A 25,093-nucleotide genomic window follows, 5' to 3' on the forward strand; every position below is an offset into this window, starting at 1 on the left:
AAACGGGGCGCGGCATCAGCAACAGTGATGGGCACGCCCCCGCGATCCGCCGAACGCCTGCTAAGCTGCAATGTGGTGGCCACGGTTCTTCCACAAAAAAAATAGGGCCGCCGGTTTCACCCCTGGCAGCCCTATCGATTAAACGATCTTAACGATGCTGGCTGTCACATCAGAATGCGAAGCGAACGCCAATGTTGACATTGTGACTGCGGCCCCCGCCGAACTCGCCCTGATAGGCACCATAGAGGGTGAGGCGTGCCGCCAGGTCATAACTGGCGCCCGCGCCAACCGTGGCCATGGTCTCCTTGCGGCCAGCTCCCAGCACCGTGAACCGCTCCGTGTTGCCGACAAAGCCTGCACGCGCGGAAGATTGTTCGCCTTCAAGCTGGTGACGTAGACCAAGCGACGCCCAAGGATGGAAGACAGCCCCCTCGCCAAAGCCGCCCTTCAGCTTGACGCCCCCATCGATGAAGGTGGCGTTGGTCTTTGCCCGATCCACTGCCAATGCGAAGGCGGCGCTGCCGGTCTCGTTCGCGGCCCCGCGGCGGGTGGAGACATGCGTGATGCCGACTTCAGGCCGGATCGCCCATGCGCCCATGGGGAAGCTGTAGCCGACAGTGCCATCCAGCAAGAGGCTGCGCAGGCGGTAATCGCCTGACAATGCGGTTGCACCGGGCACGCTGCGGCGCGTGTTGGCGTCGCTCCAGTCATAGGCGACCGTTACCGTTCCATCGAAGCCGCCGCTCATGAAGTGACCGGACAGGCCTGCGACCAACCCGTCGGAGTTCGTGCGCGCGCCCTTGCCGATAAGAGTCTGGCGGCTGTCGATATAGCCGACGAATGCTCCGACAGAGCCACTGGCCGTGCCAAAGCCTATGCCGCCCAGGACACCGTAGCTGTGGCTCTTTGCCGTGGCTGTGCCGATCGCCCCGCGCCCCTTGAGCGTCCGCCAGTCGCCCAGACCTTGCGCGAAGCTGAAGAGGCCCGCCGTCTCCCGCGTCGTGATCGCAAGGCCCGCGCGTCCGGCCTTCGCGATCGCCAGCCCCTGTTCCACGCCAAGTTGCGACGCGCTGGCATAGGCTTCAGGCGTCAACTGGCCGAACGCCGCAGCATTTGCGGTGCTGCCGCTCAGCAGCGTGGGAACGGCATTGATCAGTGCTGTGCTGGCAGTGCCGGCGATCAGGAGGTCGTTGACATAGTCGATCGCTGCGTCCGTCTGTGCAGTGGTCCCGGTGGGTGCGACGAAGGTACCGAGCAGCTGCAACACCGTACCATTGTTACGCAGCACGCCGACGATGCCGGGATCACGATTGACGATGTCGAAATCGCCCGTAATGGCGCCGCCGCCATTGACCACGATCAGGTCGCGCGAAGCGCCGGGGGTGAGTGAACCCGTGAGGTTGACGGTGGTATTGTCGCCGATCGTCACCGAGCCGCCATTGACCACGATCTGATCGCTCTGGCCGACTGGCACGAACTCGAAGGTCGTGGTCGTACCGTCAGTGATCGTCAGATTGCCGTTGATCGTCATGATGCCCGGCGATGCGCCCGGCGAAAGGGTGCCGCCCGTACCAATGGTGACGTTGCCGCTGACCGTGCCTGCCGTACCGAAGGTGCCGCCGCTGGTGACATCTACCGACCCGGTCAGGGTTGACCCGGCCTGGCCGATCAGGCGGCCGCCGGTGACGTTCACTTCCTCGACGCTCAAATTGCCGGTGAAGCTGTTGACGCCGGCGCTGTTGTTGACCTGCTCAAAGCCGGTGAAGCTGGAGCCGTCGATCGTCGTCTGCTCGGCATAAGTGCTGCCGGTATTGAACGCGAGAATGTCGGTGCCGCCACCAGCGGTCGCCGTACCGCCAAAACTCGCGCCGGTGCCGATAGTCAGGGTGTCCGCGCCTGCGCCCAGATCCACGTTGCCCGAGATGGCGCCGCTATTGATCAGGCTGTCCGAGCCGCTTCCCGCAACGATGTTTCCGGTGATTGTCCCGCCCGCTGTGTTGGTGAGCACATTGTCGCCGCCGCCAAGATCGACGTTGCCGACCACTTCGCCGCTATTGGACACGGTGACACTTTCCGCGCCGCCGTTGATTGCCGTCTCGCCCGGGGCGACAACGATGCTTGATCCTTCGGTGAGGTTCAGCTCGCCGCCGCTGGAGACCTCAACCGTTTGCTGGACAACGACCTGACCGGTGCCGATGATCTTCTCAACCTCGAAGCTGGCGAACAGCTGCCGCAGCGCGGGGTCGATAGAGCCGGTGTAGGTCGTACCGGTGATATCGAAGGCGAGCGTGTCCTCGCCTGCGCCGCCATCGACCGTTCCATTCAGCACAGCCGAAGTGAGCAGGTGGGTGAAGCTGTCATCGCCGTCTCCCATCTGCACCGTTCCGCTGATGGTCCCCGCATTGACAACAGCGTCGTTGCCCTCGCGCATGTAGATGTCGCCGCTGATCTGACCGGCATTGTCGATGCGATCGTCGCCTCCGTTGAGATCGATCGATCCGATGATGACGCCCGTTGCTGTGTTCGTCACATGATCGGTCGAGGGCAGGAAGCCACTGTCATCTTCGAGTTGATCGCCACTGGTATGGATCGCGCCTGCCAGATAGCCGTTGGGCTGACCGATCGCGTTGTCGATGACCGGCGTGTTGGGGAAGTAATTGGTTCCGGCGCCGCCCTGAATGGTGCCGCTGTTGACGATGTTCACCGTTTTGGCCGCCACCGCAACCGCAACCGTGTGAGCCGCTGCGGTGTTGGCGATCGGGCTGTAAACCCAGACAGGCTGAGTAGCCCCCGGAGGCGACCCAGCCACGACAGCGGTGAGACCGCCGCCGGCCTGGATTACACCGCCTTCGAGATTCTGGATATTCACGACGCCAGCGCCCGAGCTTTCCACGTCCACGCCCAGGGCGGCGATCTGTGACACATAGGCCGTCCCCTGGCCCAGGCCGATGAACTGACCCGGCGTCACGGTTGCGCCGCCGATAGCCTCGATAGCGCCGCTGTTGACCACGTTGAGGGTGGCATCCGCCGTGGGAACGCCCGGCTCGTCGCCATCGCCAGCTTCCACTTCAAGAACGAGGCCGGAACCGCCACGGTCTTGCCCGATGATGTCGCCGCTATTGTTGAAGGTGATGGATTGGCTTTCGTCCGTTTCCGATTCCACGTCAAACGCGGCAACGCCACCATATGTCGGCGGGTTGCCTTGGTTGATGGGAAGCTCGGTCCGCGTCACAGAGCCGCTATTGGCGAAGGTCGCGACGCGATTTGCGACATTGACCTCGACAGCGCCATTGATTGTCCCGCTATTCGTGAACGCGAAGCTCTGGGCGGCAATGTCGATGACATCGACATCGTCCGGACCATCGTCCTGCAAAAGGCCGGTCTCGATGACGAGCGCCGTGCCCCCTTCGCGTGCCGAAGCAGCGATCAGGCCATGGTTTTCGAACCGCATGTTCTGGGTTGCGGCGCCAGCGTAGAAGCCATCGCGGATTTCACCATCGGCGGTGTTGATGAATGTGGCCGTATCGGCGTTGAACTCGTCATTGGCATTGGGCAGAACGAGATCGAGTTCGCCGACCCTCAGCGTCAGTCCGCGCTGGAAATAGCCGTTGGCGTCGATGCCTGCGATCAAGCCGCTGTTGGTGAAGGCGAAGACATTCGCCGCGACATTGGTGTCCAGGCCACCAACAATGCTGCCGCTGTTTTCAATCGTCGCTGCTGCCACGGTCGTCGTCTCCAGCGCCTGGCGGATGCGGACAGCTGCATTCACGCCATCGTCAAACTCGCGCTCAATGTTCGTGGTTGGCGCACGCAAGCCGTTGGATAGCATCTCGATCGTTCCGGTGTTGCGGAACACGAAGTCTTCTCCGGCCGAGGTTGTGATGACCGAGCCAATGCCGCCGGTCGACAGGTTGATTTCATCATTGTTGACGAAGGACGCGGTCGCAATCCGGATGTCTCCGTTGACCGTCCCTTCATTGATGAAGCTGGTCAGTGCGTCGCCATAAGCAGGCGTGTAAAGCGGAACGGTGCCGGCCGGCACGAACGCGCGCTGGAAGGTCGCAAACCGCGTCTGGTAATAGCCGATCGCTGCTGGAACAACGGTCACCCCCTGAGGGTAGAGGCCCGCCGTGTTGAGCAGGCCTATCGTGCCGTTGTTCACGATATTACCATCGCCCATCAGGTTGATCGTCGTGCCCTGACCAGTCAGCGTCAGCGTGGTTGCCGCGCCGCGTGCTTCGAACCCCTCGATCTCGAAGGTCGCTGGCAGCGCTCTCGCGCCAAGCTCAAGCGATTGCGACTGGCTGTAGCTGCGCGTGTAGATGTCGATACCGCCGCCCGCCGTGATCGTGCCAGTCACGCCGTCATCGGCGCCGCGCTGGATGAAATTCACCGTGCTGAAACCGGTGCCAAGCTGGAGATTACCGTTCAGCGTGCCGCCGTCGGAGATGTAATAATAGAGGGCGCCAGCCAGGGGGCCTTGACCGGAAGCGGGCGTGGGCTCGACGTAGGAAACATTGCCGTTGATCGTGCCAGCGTTCGTCACATTGAAGCTGAGCAGCGGGATACCCGTACGGGCAGGGGAGATGATGGCGTTGATGCCGTCCCCGATCACGCCGCCGCTCGCGTTGTTCACGGAAAGCACGACCGCCTGGCCTGCGGCGATGGCCGGATCCCCTGAAATCGTGCCGCTATTGTTCACGACGATCGCGGTGCCGAGCGTTCCGCTGATCGGTCCGGTCGAGCCGGTATTGCTGATGATGCAGAGGGGGCCAGCGCTGCCGTCGGGGCAGGTGGTCGCAATCTGGGCAAAGGCGGAGCCTGTTCCAAGTGCCAATATGCTGACGCCCAGACCAAGCCCAAGACGAACGGGCGCGCGCGCAGATTTTCGACCGATCATGAATCCCCCCTCGATACGGTAATTGGATGTGATCTAGTCTGCCTTATCTTCTGCTCGCATCCCCCGATCGGGGTATTTTTCTGTTCATGGTCTAAAATATTGTGCTTTCACTCGAAGCTGCCTAGATCAACTGCCAGGCATGGCGTCGAAAAGGCGCTATGCTGAATAATAATGTTTACGTTCAAACCGGGTCGCGAGGCAGGATAATACCGGGTGAACGAAAAAATATGGGGGCTGGCTGAGCGTTTCGCGCTCGCTGCCATTGACGGTAACGGGTGGCTGGACGCTCTGCGGGACATGGCGGAAATGACCGGCAGTTCCCATGGTCAACTTGTCGGCTTCGTTCCCGGCGGCGTCCCGTTCAACTGGATCAATGACATCGATCCAGTGCAGATCGCACGCTTTGTGGAACAGGAACGCGGCGATCCGAACATCAACGTCCGCGTGCGTGCTTCGATGGATGACGCGACTTTTGTCATACGCAGTGAAGCGGATTATCAAACGGTGGGCCGCAGCGCCGGGTTCGATCTCTATCGCGAAATGTGCGATGCCTATGACATCCAGCATGGCTGCCAAACCAAGCTTCTGGACGGAGGCAATGGCTTCATCGGCTTTTCCGTTAATCGCACGCGCAAGGATGGCGTGACCGATGCGGATACGCGAGCCTTTTTCGCGGCGATAGCGCCGCATGTGCGCGCAGCGGTAAAGATGCAACTTGCGCTGGAAGACAGTGCACCCGCGCTTCTGACCGGTGCGCTGGAATATGTCGGCCTGCCTATTTTCGTCTGCAACGAGACGGGGCAGATGAAAGGCAATACGGGCGAAGCGCAAGCTCTGCTTTCCACCGGCCGGTTCCGGCTGGTGGACGGCAGGATTGGCCTTCCCCAGCCTAGGGACGATGCCGCGCTTGTCCACGCCCTGGCCCGTATCCAGCGTCAGCCCGTCGGATTGGAAACGCTGATACTTTGCGGAGATGGCAAGCAGATGCCCATGGTTGCCGATCTCTGCCGGCTGCCTGCGCAGCCGTTACGCATGAATTCTGGCGCGCAAATATTGGTCATAATCCGGTCCGGCCGCCGGTGGCACGATGCGGCCCCCACCATCCTGCGCGCCGGCTTTGGCCTTTCGTCGGCCGAGGCGGCCGTAGCGCTGGCATTGGCCCGCGGCGAAACCCGCGATGAAATCGCTGCTGCCCGAGGCACTAGCGCCCAAACCGTGAAGGCCCAGCTTAAATCAATCTTCGCCAAATTGGGCGTGAGCAGGGAGGCCGAGTTGGTCACCATGTTCGGGCAAATGCTGCGGGTATAGGCTTCCCCTCCGATCTTACCCTCCCGGAAAACTGGCCTGGAAACCAGCTCCGATACGCTCATCTGGGTATGACACTGACGATCAAAGTTGATAGCGCGCAGCTGCGACCCGAAGGCTCAATGGCTTTAGCCAGTGAGGCTAATCCTGCCCTGTTATCCTTGTGGCGACAGGGCTATTTTTTGTCAGAAGGTCGTTTGGAATAGTAAGCGCCGGCTCGAGTGATCGGAGAGGCAGTTTGCCGGATTGCCGCGGCTTCCCTCGCCAGCGCACAACAGCGCGGCACTAACTCGGGCGTCATGGTTGGTGCCAGGACGAGACGGCTAGACGTACTCTTGCGGCTCTTCCAACCCGCGATGGCCAAGCAGATAATCCCGCTTTGGGGTCTGGCCGGCTGCGGTAAGCTGCCGGTCCGCACCTGGAACTGGAAAACTCCCGGCTGAATGGCGACAACGGTTCGGTAGCGGTGATCATTTTATGTAAAAAACTGATGCTAGGACTTGGCCGCTGCTTCAACTCAGCGTCGCCAGCTTATGTATCTGATTTAACGGCGGAATGAGACGGGTTACGAAGCCGTAGAGCGATTTTGGGAATCGAACCTGCGCACAAAATTCCCGAATGCGTAGGGGCTCGGGTGGGGGCTCGCAATGGGGGGTATCAACAAAACATAACTAAAACAATGCGATGGAAAGCCTTGTCGAGTCCTGTAAACGCACGATCAACAGCGTGAAATGCAACGATTTTTCACCAGGCGATTGGCTTGGTGGTACCACTTGCGTCATCGGTTTCGCGCGGGGCTGCAAACCTCTATATTGATGATTGGAAGTTCCGCGGCGCCCTTTGATCGGCACCGCTTTCTTCAGCAAACACCTCCGCTTTATATGGTTAGCGTGAATGCGCGGGCGCCAGAAGTGCTGCTCTCGGCCCTGATTTGCTCCAGCCGCTGCTGAATATGGCGACGACGACTGAATGCGCGCAGCGCTCTTTTCATCAAGCTGGTCACGACCCCTCCTTCTTTATTTTGGAGGGAATTTAGCGGCGGCCATTGTGATCACAATATGTCGTTCGACATGCGAAATGAGTGAGATGTGGCAATAGCCGGAAGATAGACGGTCGCCACCGGCGAGGTTGCAGGAATGTCGGACGCAGAGGAGGTCGCCCACGCGAAGGGCGAGAGGTAGCCAGGGGGGGGAATAGGGATTTTGGATGCCCGATGAGGATTCGAACCTCAATTGACGGAGTCAGAGTCCGTAGTCTTACCTTTAGACGATCGGGCATCAATCGCGGGCTGGTTCCCGCTTGGGAGGCCGCAAATAGGCCGCTCGCCGGGATTGGTCAAGGGTCTTGCGACGCCCATTCATGGAAAAAGCCCGCCGAACACGATGACGCGTCCGGCGGGCTCTTTTCATCTTCCCTTGCGGGATCGATGGGCTTGGGAGCCATTCCTGATGTAGGAAACGGCGTCCCCTATTTCAAAGGTCTCAGTCGAGGTCCTGGGTGGTGAAGTCTTCACCCTGAACCACGCCCAGCGGATCGTCGCCGATCGCTGCTTCCGGGCCCTGCGCCAGTTCGGCGGCATGCTCGGCGGCAGCGGTCTTGGGCGCGATCAGGTCAACCTGGCTGGAGGCGCGCAGCGCGGCCCGCATCGCCGCGTCACGCGACGAGGCGGCAACGCGCATGCGGTTCATGCCAGCACCCGTGCCCGCCGGGATGAGGCGGCCGACGATGACATTTTCCTTCAGGCCAACCAGCGTGTCCTTCTTGCCCTGAACGGCCGCTTCCGTGAGAACGCGGGTCGTTTCCTGGAAAGATGCGGCCGAGATGAACGAGCGCGTCTGCAGCGAAGCCTTGGTAATGCCGAGCAGCACCGGCTTGCCTGCGGCGGGTTGGTAACCGGCCGGAAGCTTGGCGTTGATCTCGTCCATTTCCTCGCGATCGACCTGTTCGCCCACCAGCAGCGTGGTGTCGCCGGACTCGATGATCTCGACCTTTTGCAGCATCTGACGAACGATCGTTTCGATGTGCTTGTCGTTGATCTTCACGCCCTGCAAGCGATAGACTTCCTGGATTTCCGCTACCAGATATTCTGCCAGCGGCTCGATGCCGAGCACTTCCAGAATGTCATGCGGATCAGGCGAACCACCGATCAGGTTGTCGCCGCGCTTCACGAAGTCGCCTTCCTGAACGTCGATCACCTTGCTCTTGGGGATCAGATACTCAACCGGCTCGCTGCCATCCTCGGGATTGATGGCGATCTTGCGCTTCGCCTTGTAATCCTTGAGGAACTGCACGCGGCCCGACACCTTGGCAATGATTGCATTGTCCTTGGGTTTGCGGGCTTCGAACAGTTCGGCGACGCGCGGCAGACCGCCGGTGATGTCGCGGGTCTTGGCCGCTTCGCGGCTGACACGCGCCAGCACGTCACCGGCCTGAACCTGCGCACCGTCATCGACCGACAGGGTCGCACCCACCGCCAGCATGTAGCGGGCAGCTTCGCCCGACTCGTCGTCGAGCAGGGTGAGGCGGGGACGCAGATCCTCCTTCGTACGGGCGGAACCGCGATGCTCGGTGACGACGCGCTGGGCGATGCCCGTCGCTTCGTCGGTCTGTTCGGTCAGCGTCTTGCCGTCGATCAGGTCCTGATACTTCACGATGCCCGGCTTTTCGGTGATCACCGGCATGGTGAAGGGATCCCATTCGGCGAAGCGCTCACCCTTCTTCACGGTGTCGCCATCCGCGAACAGGATGGTGGCGCCGTAAGGCAGGCGGTGCGTTTCGCGTTCACGGCCTTCATTGTCGATGATCGCGATCTCGCCGTTGCGGGCGAGCGACAGGCGACGGCCATTCTTGTCCATGATGGTCGGCATGTCGCGCAGTTCGATCGTGCCGTCCGACAGGGCTTCCAGGTTCGACGTTTCGTTGAAGTTCGCCGCGCCGCCGATGTGGAAGGTACGCATGGTAAGCTGCGTACCCGGTTCACCGATGGACTGCGCCGCGATGACACCGACCGCTTCACCGATATTGACCGGCGTACCACGGGCGAGGTCACGGCCGTAGCACTTGCCGCAGACGCCCATCCTGCTTTCGCAGATGAGAGGCGAGCGGATCTTCACGGACTGCGTACCGATGGCTTCGATCTGCGCCACCAGCGCTTCGTCCAGCAGCGTGCCGATCGGCACGATGATGGTGCCGTCCTTGCTGTCGACGATGTCCTGCGCCGTGGTGCGGCCCAGGATACGCTCGCCGAGCGAGGCGATGACGGAACCGCCCTGGACGATGGCCTTCATCTCCAGCGCCTTGTCGGTGCCGCAATCCTCCTCGACGATGGTGCAGTCCTGGCTGACATCGACCAGACGGCGGGTCAGGTAACCCGAGTTCGCCGTCTTGAGCGCGGTGTCGGCCAGACCCTTGCGAGCGCCGTGGGTGGAGTTGAAATATTCAAGGACGGTCAGCCCTTCCTTGAAGTTCGAGATGATCGGCGTTTCGATGATCTCGCCCGAAGGCTTGGCCATCAGGCCGCGCATGCCGGCAAGCTGCTTCATCTGGGCCTGCGAACCACGGGCGCCCGAGTGCGCCATCATGTAGATCGAGTTGATCTGCGCGAGGCGGCCGGTCTGCGGGTCCTTGGGCTGGGCGCGGATTTCGTCCATCATGGCGTTCGCCACCACGTCGCCGCAACGGCTCCAGGCGTCGATGACCTTGTTGTACTTTTCCTGCTGGGTGATCAGGCCGTCCTGATATTGCTGCTCATAGTCGGCCACCAGCGCCTTCGTCTCAGCGACAGTGCCTTCCTTCGAGTCCGGGATCACCATGTCGTCCTTGCCGAACGAAATGCCGGCCTGGAACGCGTGGCGGAAGCCCAGCGCCATGATGGCGTCGGCGAACAGCACCGTGTCCTTCTGACCCGTGTGACGATAGACCTGGTCGATGACGTCACCGATTTCCTTCTTGGTGAGAAGGCGGTTGACGACGTCGAAGGGCACCTTGTGGCTCTTGGGCAGACATTCGCCCAGCAGCATGCGGCCCGGCGTCGTTTCGAAGCGCTTCATATACTGATTGCCGGCTTCGTCGGTCTGCGGCACGCGGCTGATGATCTTCGAGTGCAGCGTGACGGCCTTGGCAAAGAGGGCCTGGTGGACCTCCTGCATGTCCGAAAGCAGCATGCCTTCGCCCGGCTCGCCTTCGCGCTCCATAGACAGGTAATAGATGCCCAGAACCATGTCCTGCGACGGAACGATGATCGGCTTGCCGTTCGCGGGCGACAGGATGTTGTTGGTCGACATCATCAGCACGCGCGCTTCCAGCTGGGCTTCAAGGCTCAGCGGAACGTGGACGGCCATCTGGTCACCGTCGAAGTCGGCGTTGAAGGCCGAGCAGACGAGCGGGTGCAACTGGATCGCCTTGCCTTCGATCAGCACGGGCTCGAATGCCTGGATGCCAAGACGGTGGAGCGTGGGCGCGCGGTTCAGCATCACCGGATGCTCGCGGATCACCTCGTCCAGGATGTCCCAGACTTCCTTGCGCTCCTTTTCGACCCACTTCTTCGCCTGCTTCAAGGTCATGGACAGACCCTTGGCGTCGAGGCGGGCGTAGATGAACGGCTTGAACAGTTCGAGCGCCATCTTCTTGGGCAGGCCGCACTGATGCAGCTTGAGTTCCGGCCCGGTCACGATGACCGAACGGCCCGAATAATCGACGCGCTTGCCGAGCAGGTTCTGGCGGAAGCGGCCCTGCTTGCCCTTGAGCATGTCGGACAGCGATTTCAGCGGACGCTTGTTCGCGCCGGTGATGACGCGGCCACGGCGGCCATTGTCGAACAGGGCGTCAACGGCTTCCTGCAACATGCGCTTTTCGTTGCGGACGATGATGTCCGGCGCACGCAGCTCCATCAGGCGCTTCAGGCGGTTGTTGCGGTTGATGACGCGGCGATACAGGTCGTTGAGGTCCGACGTCGCGAAACGGCCGCCGTCCAGCGGCACCAGCGGGCGCAGTTCTGGCGGGATGACCGGCACGACGTCCAGGATCATCCATTCGGGGCGGTTACCCGATTCCAGGAAGCTCTCAACCACCTTCAGGCGCTTGATGATCTTCTTGGGCTTCAGTTCCGACTTGGTGACGGCCAGCTCGTCCAGCAGCGCCTGCTTCTCGCCCTCAAGGTCGAGATCCATGAGCATTTGCTTGACCGCTTCCGCGCCGATCCCCGCGGAGAAGGCGTCCTCGCCATATTCGTCCTGCGCGTCGAGCAGTTCGTCTTCGTTCAGAAGCTGGAACTTCTCAAGCGGGGTCAGGCCCGGCTCGGTGACGATGTAGCTTTCGAAGTAAAGGACGCGCTCAAGCTGCTTCAACTGCATGTCGAGCAGCAGGCCGATGCGCGAGGGCAGCGACTTCAGGAACCAGATATGCGCGACGGGCGCGGCCAGTTCGATATGGCCCATGCGCTCGCGGCGGACCTTCGACACCGTGACTTCGACACCGCACTTTTCGCAGACGATGCCCTTATATTTCATGCGCTTGTACTTGCCGCACAGGCATTCATAGTCCTTGATCGGACCGAAAATGCGCGCGCAGAACAGGCCGTCGCGCTCGGGCTTGAACGTGCGGTAGTTGATGGTTTCCGGCTTCTTGATCTCACCGAAGGACCAGCTGCGGATGCGCTCCGGAGAGGCAAGGCCGATCTGGATCTGGTCGAAGGTTTCCGGCTTCTGGACCGGATTGGCGAAGTTGGTCAGTTCGTTCATTTTTTCATTCCCTCATGAGGGCAAATCTTTGGAGCGAAGGAGGGGAGGGGCACTGCCGACGTAAGGCAGTGCCCGCAGTTTCCCTTATTCCGCCGCCTGCGCGAAGCCGTCGTCGTCGGGGATCTCGTCCATCGCGGCGAGTTCGACGTTGAGGCCCAGCGAGCGCATTTCCTTGACCAGCACGTTGAAGCTTTCGGGGATGCCGGCTTCGAAGGTGTCGTCGCCCTTGACGATCGCTTCGTAGACCTTGGTACGGCCGACAACGTCGTCCGACTTCACCGTCAGCATTTCCTGCAGCGTGTAGGCGGCGCCGTAGGCCTGGAGCGCCCACACCTCCATTTCACCGAAGCGCTGGCCGCCGAACTGCGCCTTACCACCCAGCGGCTGCTGGGTGACAAGCGAGTAGGGGCCGATGGAACGTGCGTGGATCTTGTCATCGACCAAGTGGTGCAGTTTCAGCATGTAGATGATGCCGACAGTCACCTTGCGGTCGAAACGGTCGCCGGTGCGGCCGTCATAAAGATCCGACTGACCCGACGTGTGCAGGCCGGCCAGTGACAGCATCGCCGACACATCCGCTTCACGCGCACCGTCGAACACCGGCGTCGCCATCGGGATGCCCCGCTGGAGATGCTCGGCCAGATCGATGATCTGCTCCGGTGTCCTTGCCTCGATCTGCTCGGCATATTGCGGGCCGTAGGACGTCAGCAGCCGTTCCTTGACCGCGTCGGGCATGTCGCCCGCCGAGGGGTTCGGATTGGCTTCGCGCCATTCCTCCAGCGCATGCTTGAGTTGCTCGCCCAGACCGCGCGCGGCCCAGCCCAGATGCGTTTCGAAGATCTGACCGACGTTCATGCGCGACGGCACGCCCAGCGGGTTGAGCACGATATCGACATGGGTGCCGTCCTCCAGGAACGGCATGTCCTCGACCGGCAGGATGCGCGAAATCACACCCTTGTTGCCGTGACGGCCAGCCATCTTGTCGCCCGGTTGCAGCTTGCGCTTCACCGCGACGAACACCTTGACCATCTTGAGCACGCCCGGGGGCAGCTCGTCGCCGCGCTGCAGCTTATCGACGCGATCCTCGAACTTCTCGACGATCAGCTTCACCGCTTCGTCATACTGCGCCTTGACGGCTTCGATGCCAGCTTGACGGGCGTCGTCCGCGACCGCGAACTTCCACCATTCATGCCGCTCGACTTCGGACAGCAGGGCCTCGTCGATTTCGATGCCCTTCTTGACACCCTTGGGAGCAGCCGTCGCGGTCTGGCCGAGCAGCATTTCCTGGAGGCGGTTGAAGGTCGCGCGGTTGAGGATGCCGCGTTCGTCCTCGCGGTCCTTGGCGAGACGGTCGATTTCCTCCCGCTCGATCGCCATGGCGCGTTCGTCCTTGTCGATGCCGTGACGGTTGAAGACGCGGACTTCCACGACCGTGCCTGCAACGCCCGGCGGCAGACGCAGGGAGGTGTCGCGCACATCGCTGGCCTTTTCACCGAAGATCGCGCGGAGCAGCTTTTCTTCCGGGGTCATCGGCGATTCACCCTTGGGGGTGATCTTGCCGACCAGAATGTCGCCCGGCTCCACTTCGGCGCCGATATAGACGATTCCTGCCTCGTCGAGGTTGCGCAGCGCTTCCTCGCCGACGTTCGGAATGTCGCGGGTGATGTCTTCCGGACCCAGCTTGGTGTCGCGGGCCATGACCTCGAACTCCTCGATATGGATCGAGGTGAAGACGTCATCCTTCACGATCCGTTCGGAGATCAGGATGGAGTCTTCGTAGTTGTAGCCATTCCAGGGCATGAACGCGACGAGCGTGTTGCGGCCCAGCGCCAGTTCGCCGAACTCGGTCGAAGGACCGTCGGCGATGACGTCGCCAGCTTCGATCAGGTCGCCCACCTTCACCAGCGGACGCTGGTTGATGCAGGTGTCCTGGTTCGAACGCTGGAACTTCTGCAGCGTGTAGATGTCCACGCCCGACTGGCCGGGTTCGATATCGCCGGTAGCGCGGATAACGATACGGGTCGCATCGACCTGGTCGATGATGCCCGCGCGGCGCGAAGTGATGGCCGCGCCGGAATCGCGGGCAACCGTGCCCTCCATGCCGGTGCCGACGAACGGCGCTTCGGCGCGTACCAGAGGCACGGCCTGACGCTGCATGTTCGATCCCATGAGCGCGCGGTTGGCGTCATCGTTTTCCAGGAACGGGATGAGCGAAGCCGCGACCGACACCAGCTGCTTGGGGCTGACGTCCATCAGGGTGATGTGGTCCTTGGGCGCCATCAGGAATTCGCCCGCTTCACGCGCCGAGATCAGGTCTTCGGCGAGCGTGCCTTCAGCGGTCAGCTCGGCGTTTGCCTGCGCGATCGTGTGCTTGGCTTCTTCCATGGCCGACAGATAGACGACCTCGTTCGTCACCTTGCCGTCGATCACCTTGCGATAAGGCGTTTCGATGAAGCCATATTTGTTGACGCGGCTGAAGGTCGCGAGGCTGTTGATCAGACCGATGTTCGGGCCTTCCGGCGTTTCAATCGGACAGATACGGCCATAATGGGTCGGGTGAACGTCGCGGACTTCGAAGCCTGCGCGCTCGCGGGTCAGACCGCCCGGCCCGAGCGCGGACACGCGGCGCTTGTGGGTGACTTCCGACAGCGGGTTGGTCTGATCCATGAACTGCGATAGCTGCGACGAGCCGAAGAACTCACGAACGGCAGCCACGGCGGGCTTCGCGTTGATGAGATCGTTTGGCATCACGGTCGATACATCGACCGACGACATGCGTTCCTTGACCGCACGCTCCATGCGCAGCAGGCCGACGCGATACTGGTTTTCCAGCAGCTCGCCCACCGAACGTACACGGCGGTTGCCGAGATTGTCGATGTCGTCGATCTCGCCCTTGCCGTCCTTCAGGTTCACCAATTCCTTGACGACCGCGAGGATATCCTCGGTACGCAGGGTGGTGACGGTGTCCTCGGCATCGAGGTCGAGGCGCATGTTGAGCTTCACGCGGCCCACGGCCGAGAGGTCATAGCGTTCCGGGTCGAAGAAGAGGCCGGCGAAGAGAGCTTCGGCGGTTTCCTTCGTCGGCGGTTCGCCAGGGCGCATCACGCGATAGATGTCGGCCAGCGCCTGGTCGCGCTCCTCGGCCTTGTCGGCCTTCAGCGTGTTGCGGATCCAGGGACCAGTGGTGACATGGTCGATGTCGAGCAGTTCGAGACGGTCGATGCCCGCCTTGTCCAGCTTTTCCAGATTTTCCGGCGACACTTCGTCACCAGCTTCGATGTAGATTTCGCCGGTGCTCTCGTTGATGAGGTCATAGGCGCTGTAGCGGCCATAGACTTCCTCGGTCGGGATCAGCAGGGTTTCAAGGCCGTCCTTCTCCGCCTTGTTGGCGGCGCGGGGCGAAATCTTCTGGCCAGCGGCGAACACGACTTCACCCGACTTGGCATCGACGATGTCGAATGCGGGCTTCTGACCGCGCCATGCTTCGGCGGTGTAGGGGATCTGCCAGCCGCCTTCGCCACGGACGAAGGTAACCTTGTTGTAGAAATAGCCGAGCATGTCCTCGGGCGTCAGGCCCAGGGCATAGAGCAGCGCGGTGACCGGCAGCTTGCGCTTGCGGTCGATACGGACATTGACGATGTCCTTGGCGTCGAATTCGAAATCGAGCCACGAGCCACGGTAAGGGATCACGCGGGCGGCGAAGAGATATTTGCCCGACGAGTGGGTCTTGCCACGGTCATGGTCGAACAGCACGCCCGGCGAGCGGTGCATCTGCGACACGATGACGCGCTCGGTTCCGTTGACGATGAAGGTGCCGTTACCGGTCATGAGCGGCATGTCGCCCATGTAGACATCCTGCTCCTTGATATCGAGCACGGAGCGGGTTTCGGTGTCCTGGTCCACTTCGAACACGATCAGGCGCAGCGTGACGCGCATCGGCGCTGCATAGGTGATGCCGCGCTGACGGCATTCCTCGACGTCGTACTTCGGCTCTTCCAGCTCATAATGGACGAAGTCCATTTCGGCGGTGCCGGCAAAGTCGCGGATCGGGAAAACCGAACGCAGGGTCTTTTCAAGGCCCGAGACATAGCCGATCGACGGGTCCGAGCGGAGGAACTGTTCATAGCTCTCCCGCTGAACCTCGATCAGGTTTGGCATCTGGACGACTTCGTGAATGTCGCCGAATACCTTCCTTATGCGCTTCTTGGCGCCGGTATTGCTGATCGTGGGGAGAGCTTTGGTCGCCATTGCGTTTCCTGCCTGTAAGTCGTCGCGTTTTTTCGCATCACAGCGAATTTTCAGCCTGACGCGGCGGGAAAAGGGAGGTGATTCGCCCTTTGCCTACCACGCAAAAAAGTGCGGGCCGGGACTGTCCGATCCGCACTGTCAGCACTTTTTGACCCGCCGTTTTCCGCCCAATCCCGCCGGTTTCGCGCGCTAACCAAAACCGATCCCCGGGCGATCCGGGGGCCGGCCCTCATCAAAACTGAGTATGACAGGGGCCGGATTTCCAAGGCTGCATATAGAGCCGCCACATCGCTTTGTGAAGGGGCGGGCCGCCCATTCTTCCATCCGGTCAGAAAAGCCGGGTCAGGTGATAGAAGCCTGCGCCTATCAAGCCTGCGGCGGGCAGGGTCACGACCCAGGCGACGACGATGCTGGACGCCACGTTCCAGCGAACGGCCGACAGCCGCCGCGATGCGCCCACCCCGACGATGGCGCCGGTGATCGTGTGCGTGGTGGAAACCGGCACGCCCAGATGCGTGGCCATGAACAGGGTTATCGCTCCCCCCGTTTCGGCGCAGAAGCCCTGTGATGGGGTAAGCCGAGTGATTTTCGAACCCATGGTGTGGACGATCTTCCAACCACCGAGCAGGGTGCCAAGGCCCATCGCCGCCTGGCAGGAGATCACCACCCAGAAGGGAACATGAAAACCGCCTGTCAGCATGCCCTGCGAATAGAGCAGCACAGCAATGATCCCCATCGTCTTCTGTGCGTCATTTCCGCCATGGCCCAGCGAGTAGAGCGAGGCCGAGACCAGTTGGAGCTTGCGGAACACCCGATCCGCGCCCTGCGGCGTGAAGCGGCGGAAAATCCAGCTGATGAGCAGCACCAGGAAAAGCGCGAGAATGAGGCCGATCGCGGGCGACAGGACGATGGCCGCACTGGTCTTGAACACGCCGCTCCAGACGACCGCGCCAAGCCCCGCCTTGGCCGTGCCCGCGCCCAGCAGTCCGCCGATCAATGCATGGCTGGAGGAGGAAGGGATGCCAAGGCCCCAGGTAATGAGGTTCCAGGCGATGGCCCCCATCAGCGCGCCGAAGATCACCGGCGGGTCGATGATGTTGGCATCGACAATGCCTTTCCCGACGGTTTCGGCGACATGCAGGCCGAAGAATAGAAAGGCGATGAAATTGAAGAAGGCCGCCCATGCGACCGCATATTGTGGCTTCAGCACGCGGGTCGATACGATCGTGGCGATCGAGTTCGCGGCGTCGTGCAGGCCGTTCAGAAAGTCGAAGGCAAGCGCGACGCCGATCAGGGCGACGAGCAGCGGGAAGGCAAGTTGGGCTTCCATGGTGACCTGACTTGTGTTCTGGGTTCATCCATCCGTTCGCCCGAGCTTGATCGAAGGGCGGGTGCGGACTTCGACAGGCTTAGCCCGAACGGAGGCGGGAGTTGGCGTCAGGCGTGGTCGATGACCAGCCCGGAAATTTCATTGGCGACGTCCTCGAAACGGTCGGTCACCTTTTCCAGATGAGCATAGATTTCGTTGCCGACGACGAAGTCCATGGGATTGCCCTGCCGCGCCTGATTGTAGAGCGCCTTCAGGCCCGCTTCATGCAGGATGTCGGCATGGCCCTCCAGCTTGACCAAGCGCTCGGTCAGGTCGTGGAGACGGACGGAATGGAGATTGAGCGAGCGTAGCAGCGGCATCGCCTCGGCGGTGATGCGCGCGCATTCGACGATGAGCGCGCTCATGTCCTGCATCTGCGGCGCGAATTCCTTGACCTCGAACAGGGCGATCGCCTTGGCCGTCTGGTTCATCTGGTCGATGGCGTCGTCCATGACGCCGATCAGGCCGGTGATGGCGCTGCGGTCGAATGGGGTGACGAAGATCCGCCGGACATCCTGCAGCACTTCGCGGATGATGTCGTCCGCCTCATGCTCGCGCGCGGAAATCTCCTGGATATGCGCGTCCATGTCCGGGCCGCCCTTCAGCAGCTTGGCGAGTGCATCGGCGCCAGCGACAAGGGTCGTGGCATGATCCTCAAACTGTTCGAAGAAACGCCCCTGTTTGGGCATCAGCGCGTGAAACCACCGCAGCATTCCAGTCCTTTCGCTTTGCCATTCCTTGACCCGCAGCAGCATTCGGATGAACCAGCCCGGATCTCGCGGCGGTTCGCGAAAGGCCGCGATGATAGTTTGAAGATCGGGTTCATCGACCGCCTTCGCGGCCTCCGAGACCGGAAACCAGCGCAGCTCCCTTTGCCCCCGCTCGGGCCAGTGCGACAACTGGCCTGTGACTGCAAGGGGGAAAACTTCGACCGTGGCTTCGCGGGAACCGCCTTTGCGGCGGCGCTTGTCATAGCAATAGCGGCCAAGGGAGGAGGGGCAGGCGATGCCGTGGATGCCCGCTTCCTCATAGGCTTCGACCTCGGCGGCGCGGTGACCGGCCATGCCCTTGATCCGATTGCCCTTGGGAATCACCCATCGCCGCGTCTCGCGCGAGGTGATCAGCAGGATGCGCATCGACCCGTCGGCGTCCGTGGCATAGGGCAGCGCGGCGATCTGGCGCATTACCAGCTCTCCCCCACGGCCCCGCCTATTGTCGCTTGCCCCTGTTCCATGCGCGCCTTGTAACGAAAACGTCACATGGCGCAATCAACTAGGTTGGTCAGATCGACAGCCGCGCCGTCACGCGAATGTCCCGTCCGGCAAGCGGCGCATAATCCTTCAGCACGCTGGCATGCCGCCGCGCCTCCACGTCAAAGATATTATTGGCGCTGACGGTGATGCTGGTACGGTCGTTACCGCTGAACGGTTTGAAGGACAGCGACGCGTTGACCAGCGTAAAGCCGCCGGTCCGCGTTTCCGTCGCTGCGATCCGATTTTGCGCGAAGCTGTGCTCCACCTCGCCGCGCAGCGTCAGCCGATCGTCCTGTAGCTCCAGCCCGCCCAGCAGGCGAAGCGGCGGGATGCGGGGCGCCGGGCCGGACCCGGTGATGGTGGCGCGCACATAGTCGGCTACGCCATCCAGATTGACGGCATAACGGCCGATCTGCCCCAGCTTGACCGAAGCCTCCGCCTCAAAGCCCCAATAACGGGCGTCCGCCTGCGCATATTGGAAGCATGGAAATTCCAGTTCCGCGCCGCCATTGGCGGCCATGCACACGCTGTCGTCCACAATGGCGTCGTAAATATAGCCGTCAAACCAGTTGTGATAGGCGGACAGCGACAGGCTGTAGCCGTCGCCCTGACCGCGCAGCGTGCCTTCCACGCCCCAGCTTTTTTCCAGGCCGAAGGTCGGATCGCCCAGTTCAAAGGCCTGCGTCCCGGCGTGATTGCCGCGCGCGAACAATTCTTCGGCGGATGGTGCGCGTTCCGTGCGGGCGAGGTTCAGCCCCAGCCGCCAGCCTGGAACGATCTGCTGGCTCGCCCCGACCGATGCTGAAAAGGCGTCAAAGTTGCGCCGCTGGCCCGCGATGAACAGGTCGGCATCGGGGACTGAGCGCAGTTTGGTCTTTTCATAGCGCGCGCCTGCTTCCAGCCGCGTATCGCCCAGATCGACCGATTGCAGGGTGAAGAAGCCCAACTGCTCCGTGTCGTTTTTGGGCAGGAATTTCTCTTCGCCATTGGCGGAAAAGCGGCGGGTGAAATATTGCACGCCGGACGCGCCATCCCAATTGCCACGGCGGGACTGGATCAGTTCCAGCCGACTTTCCATCGACTGATTCCGGAATGTAGTGCCGATTTCGCCGCTGGGCTCGATTTCGTCATGCCGGTAGCTCGCCCAACCGGCGCGCAGCCGGATACTGTCGATGAACCCGCCATTCACCGCTACTTCGCCGCGCAGGTCTGCCCGGGTCTGCTGCATGGCCAGGGTAACGTCTTCATGGGCATGTTCTTCTTCGTGATCATGATCGTCGCCATCGTGATCTTCATGGGCTTCCGTCACGTCGATGCGTGATGGCACGCCGTAGCGATTTTCGCTGTGCGAAACGGAAAAGCCGAGATTGCCGCGATCGCCGACATAGGCGAGGCCGCCCGCCACTTCCCATGTTTCGGCCGCCGTGTTGGGCAGCTTGCCGCGCAGGCGTCCGTCTTCGCGGATTTCCTCTTCGTCGGAAACGGCCGCGATGGCGCGAAGCGGTGCTGCCAGAATATAGCCGCCGGTCCGCAGGTCACCGGTCTTGGTGTAGCTGCCGTCGGCATGAGCGACCAGCCCGCCGCCCAACGGCACCTCAATCTCTCCAGCGACGGTCCGTTCGTCCGCCGCGCTGCCATAGGTGGCGATCCCGTCCACATGGATTGGCTCGTCCGGGATCCGTCGCGGAATGCGGCTGTCGATGACATTGACGACGCCGCCGATCGCCGACGACCCGTAGAGCAGTGCCGAAGGTCCGCGCAGTATCTCGATGCGGTCGGCGGTCAGTGGGTTGATGGCGACGGCGTGATCGACCGAAGTATTGGATACGTCGAAGCTGCCGATGCCGTCGGTCAGGATGCGCACCCGTTCACCCTGAAAGCCGCGCAGCACCGGGCGCGAGGCGTTGGGACCGAAGGAGGTGGCGGAGACGCCCGGCTGACGCGCCAGCGTTTCGCCGATCGTGGGGCGCAGGGAGCGGGTCAGCTTGGCGCCCGAGATGACCGTTGTGCCTGAAAGGATGTCGCCCTGCCTGCGTGGAATGAGGGCGGTGACGATGATGTCGGCGCGATCGTCATGATAGCCTTTTGACGGGGCGGGTGCGGCAGTGGTCTGCGCTGTTGCGGGGAATGCGAGGCAAAGGGCGGAGATGGCGGAACCGGCGCGGAGCAGCGGCAAATGCATGAATTAAACCCTTAATCAAAATGATCTTGGTGGGCGTCCTATCTAAAATGATATAACATATCAACTGTCATTATCAGGCAGTTCATAGGCGCCGTGCGAGGGTCCGAGTTGAGCATTTGCGCCTTAGATAAGTTCCGCCGCGAGAATGTCCGGCGTGGCAGCGGCTCGAAATGATAGGGTAATGCCGTGTTAGGGGTGCGCCGCGAGAGAATCCGCTGTGCGTGGCACGGGGCGTCGGCAGACTTGTGAAATGCAGCCGATTTACGTCAAAGGAAGAGAAATTCCGCGAGCGCAACCGCCGCCGGGTTCGCTTCCGGTTGGGGGCGCAGGGTCTGTCGCACTTCGATGGCGGGCAGCGGCCTTTCGAGCGCGAGGCGGCGGATGCCGGTCATCCGGCCAAGGTCGCGGGCCAGCGGGCCGAAGGCAGCGAAGCAGCCCGCCCCTTCCCGCAATATGGTCATGATATCGAACATATTGTCGGTTTCGAGGACTGGTGCACCCAGGACGATCCCGTCCCGATCCAGCGCTTCATCGATGATGCGGCGGAGGGCGTTGTGCGGTTCCATGGTCAGCGTCGGGCTGATCCGCAGCTCCTCAGGCGACACGCTGTCGCGGCGGGCGAGGGGATGATCGGCGCCCGCATAGATGTTGATCTGTTCCGACCAACCATAGCGGGAAGGAAGGTTTGCCGATTCGCCCAGGGCGTAGAAATAGGCGATGTCGACGCGGCCCTGCTCCAGCGCGCGGCGCGCTTCGTCAGCCAAATGGATGGACAGGTCGAGCGTGATGGCAACATCTTCATTCGCCGCCTCGAACGCCGCCAGCGCGTCCTGGAAATGGCCGAACACCGGGGCGGGCGCGGCGAGGGTGATGGATTGCCGGGCTGGTTCCGAAGCGGGCGGCGGGGCATCGACTGCCGGTGGCGCGGCGTCGGGCTCATCCATGGTCCACGCGGCCGACCGGTCATGCGACAGCAGCGTCATGGCCTCCGCCGTCTTGCGCCCGGCGGCGGTCAGCCGCTGGCGATCGGGAAGATCCTCGAACAGCTTGTAGCCGAGGCGCATTTCCAGCGACGCTATACCGCGCGCGATCTCATCGGCTGAAAGGCCGGTGTCGCGGGCGCATCGCGTGATGCCGCCGGCGGCCACCATCTGCGCGAAAATGTCCAGTTGGCGCAGGGGAGGCGTGGCCATGCAGCGGGTGATAGTGCAATTGTCGCGCCGGGTTAAGCGCCATCTTCGCGTCGATGACATTGGGATGTTGACGAAAGCCTGTGATGCGGGTTCAGTCGCCGCTACCGGCTTCACCGTCCTTCCATCGGACCGCTGCCAGGGGAGCAGTCATGGGCGACATCATCAATCTGAGACAGGCGCGCAAGGCCAAGGCGCGGGGCGAGAAGGAGCGGGCGGCTGCGGCCAATCGCGCCAGGTTCGGGCGCACGAAGGCGGAGCGGCAGGCCAGCCGTCAGGAAGAGGCGCGGCAGACCCGGCGGATAGAAGGCAGTCGCCGTGAAATTCCGGAAGATGATCCTCAATAATCGTGAGGCGTTAAAGTAACGAAAGTCTGCCTCAGGCTATAGATTTTGATGAACATCCATTAATATTCCGGTGAGTTATATCCGTCCGTCGATCATCTGCATCGATTCGTCTTGAATCATGCGGTTCTGTTGCCGTCATTTCGTCGCCTCACCCGTTGAGTTGGCACTATGAGAGGATATAGCCTGTACGTTCGTTCGGCCGGTGCCGCGATTGCCGCTGTTCTGGCCTTTGGTCCCACCTATGCTTTTGCGCAGGAAGAGGTCGCTCCACCGGTGTCGGCGCCGGTGACTACGGAGGTTGTCCCCCCGGCTGCGCCAGCACCGGTCATAGGCCCTTCAACGCCCATGGTGCAGCCGACCCAGTCGGTCGATGAGCGCATTGCCGCGGCGGTTGCGGCGTCGGAGGCCGAGCAGGCATCCGTAGCCACGCCGACCCCAGCGCCCGCAGAAATCGCCGAGCGCAGGATTGCCGCTGAACGGCCGCAACCATCCCGTACCGCCACTGCGGCACCGGCGCCGCGCGAGCCTGTGACCGATCCCATGCAGCCGCAGCAGGCCGCATCCGCGCCAGTAGCCCCGGTGGTCCCGGATATGAGTGCCCCTGAAACGACGGCTGCCGATCCGGTAGTGCAGGAGCAGCCGGCCGCAGCGAGCAACGGGCCGGACGAATCGCTTTACTGGGCGCTGGGTGGCGGCGCTCTGCTGTTGCTGGGTCTGGGCGGGGCTGCGGCCCTCCGTCGCCGCCGGGTAGATGAGGATGCGGTAACGCCCTATGCGCAAACGCCCGTTCGCGACGAACCGATGGCGGCGAAGCCCGCGTCGGTCGCATCTTCTGCGACCCCGACCCACAGCCCAGCGCAGCCGGTCGGTGCCGCCGCGCCCGTGCATGGCAGCCTGGCGGCGATGGTCGCCGCTCCGCCGAGCGCGGAAAATCCGTTCCGAACCCATGCCAAGCGCATGCGTCGGGCGCGTTATCTGCTGGCGCAGCGCGAGAGACAGGACGCCGCTGTGCATGCGCCGGTTTCTACCCCCGTGGCGCCGCAGACGACCCATGCCGAGCCGCAGATGCAGACGGTCTATCGGCTGGGCAAGGATCGTAGCCGAAACATGGGGTTCAAGCCGCAGACGCGCTAAGTCCATCGCCTGGGCAAGGCGGGCTATCCCCTGGTGGCCTGTTGAAAGGGAGTGGCGGCGTTTGCCGCCGCTCCCCTTTTGCATGCGCCCGCGCCGACTCGGTTGCACTTGAGCGCCACGCCTGATACCGGCGCGCCGGTGATTTTTGCGCCAGTTCGAAGGCCAGTTTGAAGGAAGGTCGCTCCATCCATGTCCGATAAGATCAACCGCATTGTCCTTGCCTTCTCGGGGGGGCTGGACACCAGCGTGATCCTGAAATGGTTGCAGCAGACCTATCAGTGCGAGGTCGTGACCTTTACCGCCGATCTGGGGCAGGGCGAGGAACTGGAGCCGGCGCGGCAGAAGGCCAAGCTGATGGGCGTGCGCGACGAGCATATCTTCATCGACGATCTGCGCGAGGAATTCGTCAAGGACTATGTATTCCCGATGATGCGCAGCAATGCGCTGTATGAGGGGCTGTATCTGCTGGGTACGTCGATCGCGCGCCCGCTGATCGCCAAGCGGCAGATCGAGATCGCGCGGCAGGTGGGCGCCGATGCGGTCAGCCATGGCGCGACGGGCAAGGGCAATGACCAGGTCCGTTTCGAACTGGGCTATTACGCACTTTCGCCCGACATCAAGGTGATCGCGCCGTGGCGTGAGTGGGACCTGACCAGCCGCACCCGCCTGATCGAATTTGCCGAGCAGCACCAGATTCCCATCCCGCGCGACAAGCGTGGCGAAAGCCCGTTTTCGACCGACGCGAACATGCTGCACACCTCGTCCGAGGGCAAGGTGCTGGAAGATCCGTGGGAAGAAGTGCCCGACTATGTCTATTCGCGCACGGTCAACCCGGAGGACGCGCCGGACGCGCCCGAATATATCACGGTCGATTTCGAGCGTGGCGATGGCGTGGCGATCAACGGCGTGGGCATGAGCCCGGCGACGCTGCTGGAAACGCTGAACGAATATGGCCGCAAGCATGGTATCGGCCGCCTCGACCTGGTCGAAAACCGCTTCGTCGGCATGAAGTCGCGCGGCATGTATGAAACCCCGGGCGGCACCATCTATCATCTGGCGCATCGCGGCATCGAACAGTTGACGCTGGATCGCGGCGCGGCGCATCTGAAGGATGAGCTGGCCCCCAAATATGCCGAGCTTATCTATAACGGCTTCTGGTTCAGCCCCGAACGCGAGATGTTGCAGGCGGCGATCGACCATAGCCAGGAAAAGGTGACGGGCACCGTCCGGCTGAAGCTGTACAAGGGTGGCGTCCATGTCGTTGGCCGCAAGTCGCCTTATTCGCTGTACAGTGAAAAGGTCGTGACGTTCGAGGATGATGCGGGCGCCTATGACCAGCGCGATGCGGCCGGCTTCATCAAGCTGAACGCGCTGCGGTTGCGGCTGCTGGGTCGGCGCGACGCCTGATTGCAAGCTCGGGGCGGCGC

General features: G+C 62.2%; 11 protein-coding genes and 1 tRNA gene. 4 read left to right on the forward strand and 8 right to left on the reverse strand.

Features of this window, described 5'->3' with window-relative positions; genetic code table 11:
• Positions 1 to 169: 169 nt before the first annotated feature.
• Entirely contained in the window at positions 170 to 4,900 is a 4,731-nt protein-coding gene (locus K663_RS03970; RefSeq protein WP_062114356.1) for an autotransporter outer membrane beta-barrel domain-containing protein, read from the reverse strand.
• A gap of 213 nt (positions 4,901 to 5,113) precedes the next feature.
• On the opposite strand from K663_RS03970, the gene K663_RS03975 reads away from it, so the two are divergent.
• The gene (locus K663_RS03975) at positions 5,114 to 6,208 is read left to right on the forward strand and encodes a helix-turn-helix transcriptional regulator (protein ID WP_062114361.1); all 1,095 of its coding nucleotides are present in this window, start codon (positions 5,114 to 5,116) and stop codon (positions 6,206 to 6,208) included.
• A 1,200-nt stretch (positions 6,209 to 7,408) separates the two neighbouring features.
• Here the strand turns inward: K663_RS03975 and K663_RS03980 are convergent.
• The 7 genes from K663_RS03980 to K663_RS04010 form a co-directional block, all read right to left on the reverse strand.
• A tRNA-Gln gene (locus K663_RS03980) sits at positions 7,409 to 7,482 on the reverse strand.
• A 204-nt stretch (positions 7,483 to 7,686) separates the two neighbouring features.
• Positions 7,687 to 11,943, reverse strand: coding sequence for a DNA-directed RNA polymerase subunit beta' (rpoC, locus tag K663_RS03985; RefSeq protein WP_062114364.1), 4,257 nt, complete (start codon positions 11,941 to 11,943; stop codon positions 7,687 to 7,689).
• A gap of 84 nt (positions 11,944 to 12,027) precedes the next feature.
• The gene (gene rpoB, locus K663_RS03990; RefSeq protein WP_062114367.1) at positions 12,028 to 16,191 is read right to left on the reverse strand and encodes a DNA-directed RNA polymerase subunit beta; all 4,164 of its coding nucleotides are present in this window, start codon (positions 16,189 to 16,191) and stop codon (positions 12,028 to 12,030) included.
• Positions 16,192 to 16,519: 328 nt separating this feature from the next.
• Positions 16,520 to 17,521, reverse strand: coding sequence for an inorganic phosphate transporter (locus tag K663_RS03995; RefSeq protein WP_062114370.1), 1,002 nt, complete (start codon positions 17,519 to 17,521; stop codon positions 16,520 to 16,522).
• A 107-nt stretch (positions 17,522 to 17,628) separates the two neighbouring features.
• Positions 17,629 to 18,744 carry a DUF47 family protein gene (locus tag K663_RS04000; RefSeq protein WP_062114372.1) on the reverse strand — a complete coding sequence of 372 codons (1,116 nt, stop codon included), beginning with the start codon at positions 18,742 to 18,744 and terminating at the stop codon, positions 17,629 to 17,631.
• Positions 18,745 to 18,841: 97 nt separating this feature from the next.
• Positions 18,842 to 20,995, reverse strand: coding sequence for a TonB-dependent receptor domain-containing protein (locus K663_RS04005; protein ID WP_062114375.1), 2,154 nt, complete (start codon positions 20,993 to 20,995; stop codon positions 18,842 to 18,844).
• A 266-nt stretch (positions 20,996 to 21,261) separates the two neighbouring features.
• Positions 21,262 to 22,188: a LysR family transcriptional regulator gene (locus K663_RS04010; RefSeq protein WP_062114377.1), complete on the reverse strand. Its 927-nt coding sequence runs from the start codon at positions 22,186 to 22,188 to the stop codon at positions 21,262 to 21,264.
• A 149-nt stretch (positions 22,189 to 22,337) separates the two neighbouring features.
• On the opposite strand from K663_RS04010, the gene K663_RS04015 reads away from it, so the two are divergent.
• The 3 genes from K663_RS04015 (at position 22,338) to K663_RS04025 (ending at position 25,073) form a co-directional block, all read left to right on the forward strand.
• Entirely contained in the window at positions 22,338 to 22,532 is a 195-nt protein-coding gene (locus tag K663_RS04015) for a DUF4169 family protein (RefSeq protein WP_062114380.1), read from the forward strand.
• 168 nt (positions 22,533 to 22,700) lie between these two features.
• Complete coding sequence (locus tag K663_RS04020) at positions 22,701 to 23,666, forward strand: hypothetical protein (RefSeq protein WP_145902230.1); 966 nt, start codon at positions 22,701 to 22,703, stop codon at positions 23,664 to 23,666.
• 189 nt (positions 23,667 to 23,855) lie between these two features.
• On the forward strand, positions 23,856 to 25,073 hold the full coding sequence (locus K663_RS04025; RefSeq protein ID WP_062114386.1) for an argininosuccinate synthase: 1,218 nt from the start codon (positions 23,856 to 23,858) through the stop codon (positions 25,071 to 25,073).
• The last annotated feature ends 20 nt before the right edge of the window (positions 25,074 to 25,093 follow it).

Source organism: Sphingobium sp. MI1205 (assembly GCF_001563285.1).
Classification (GTDB): Bacteria; Pseudomonadota; Alphaproteobacteria; order Sphingomonadales; family Sphingomonadaceae; genus Sphingobium.

Bases quoted from the DNA above. Each gene is read 5' to 3' on its own strand.
- K663_RS04005 (WP_062114375.1), bottom strand. From the start codon at position 20,995: ATGCATTTGCCGCTGCTCCGCGCCGGTTCCGCCATCTCCGCCCTTTGC.
- K663_RS04015 (WP_062114380.1), top strand. From the start codon at position 22,338: ATGGGCGACATCATCAATCTGAGACAGGCGCGCAAGGCCAAGGCGCGG.
- K663_RS04010 (WP_062114377.1), bottom strand. From the start codon at position 22,188: ATGGCCACGCCTCCCCTGCGCCAACTGGACATTTTCGCGCAGATGGTG.
- K663_RS03995 (WP_062114370.1), bottom strand. From the start codon at position 17,521: ATGGAAGCCCAACTTGCCTTCCCGCTGCTCGTCGCCCTGATCGGCGTC.
- K663_RS03970 (WP_062114356.1), bottom strand. From the start codon at position 4,900: ATGATCGGTCGAAAATCTGCGCGCGCGCCCGTTCGTCTTGGGCTTGGT.
- K663_RS04025 (WP_062114386.1), top strand. From the start codon at position 23,856: ATGTCCGATAAGATCAACCGCATTGTCCTTGCCTTCTCGGGGGGGCTG.
- rpoC (WP_062114364.1), bottom strand. From the start codon at position 11,943: ATGAACGAACTGACCAACTTCGCCAATCCGGTCCAGAAGCCGGAAACC.
- K663_RS04020 (WP_145902230.1), top strand. From the start codon at position 22,701: ATGAGAGGATATAGCCTGTACGTTCGTTCGGCCGGTGCCGCGATTGCC.
- K663_RS04000 (WP_062114372.1), bottom strand. From the start codon at position 18,744: ATGCGCCAGATCGCCGCGCTGCCCTATGCCACGGACGCCGACGGGTCG.
- rpoB (WP_062114367.1), bottom strand. From the start codon at position 16,191: ATGGCGACCAAAGCTCTCCCCACGATCAGCAATACCGGCGCCAAGAAG.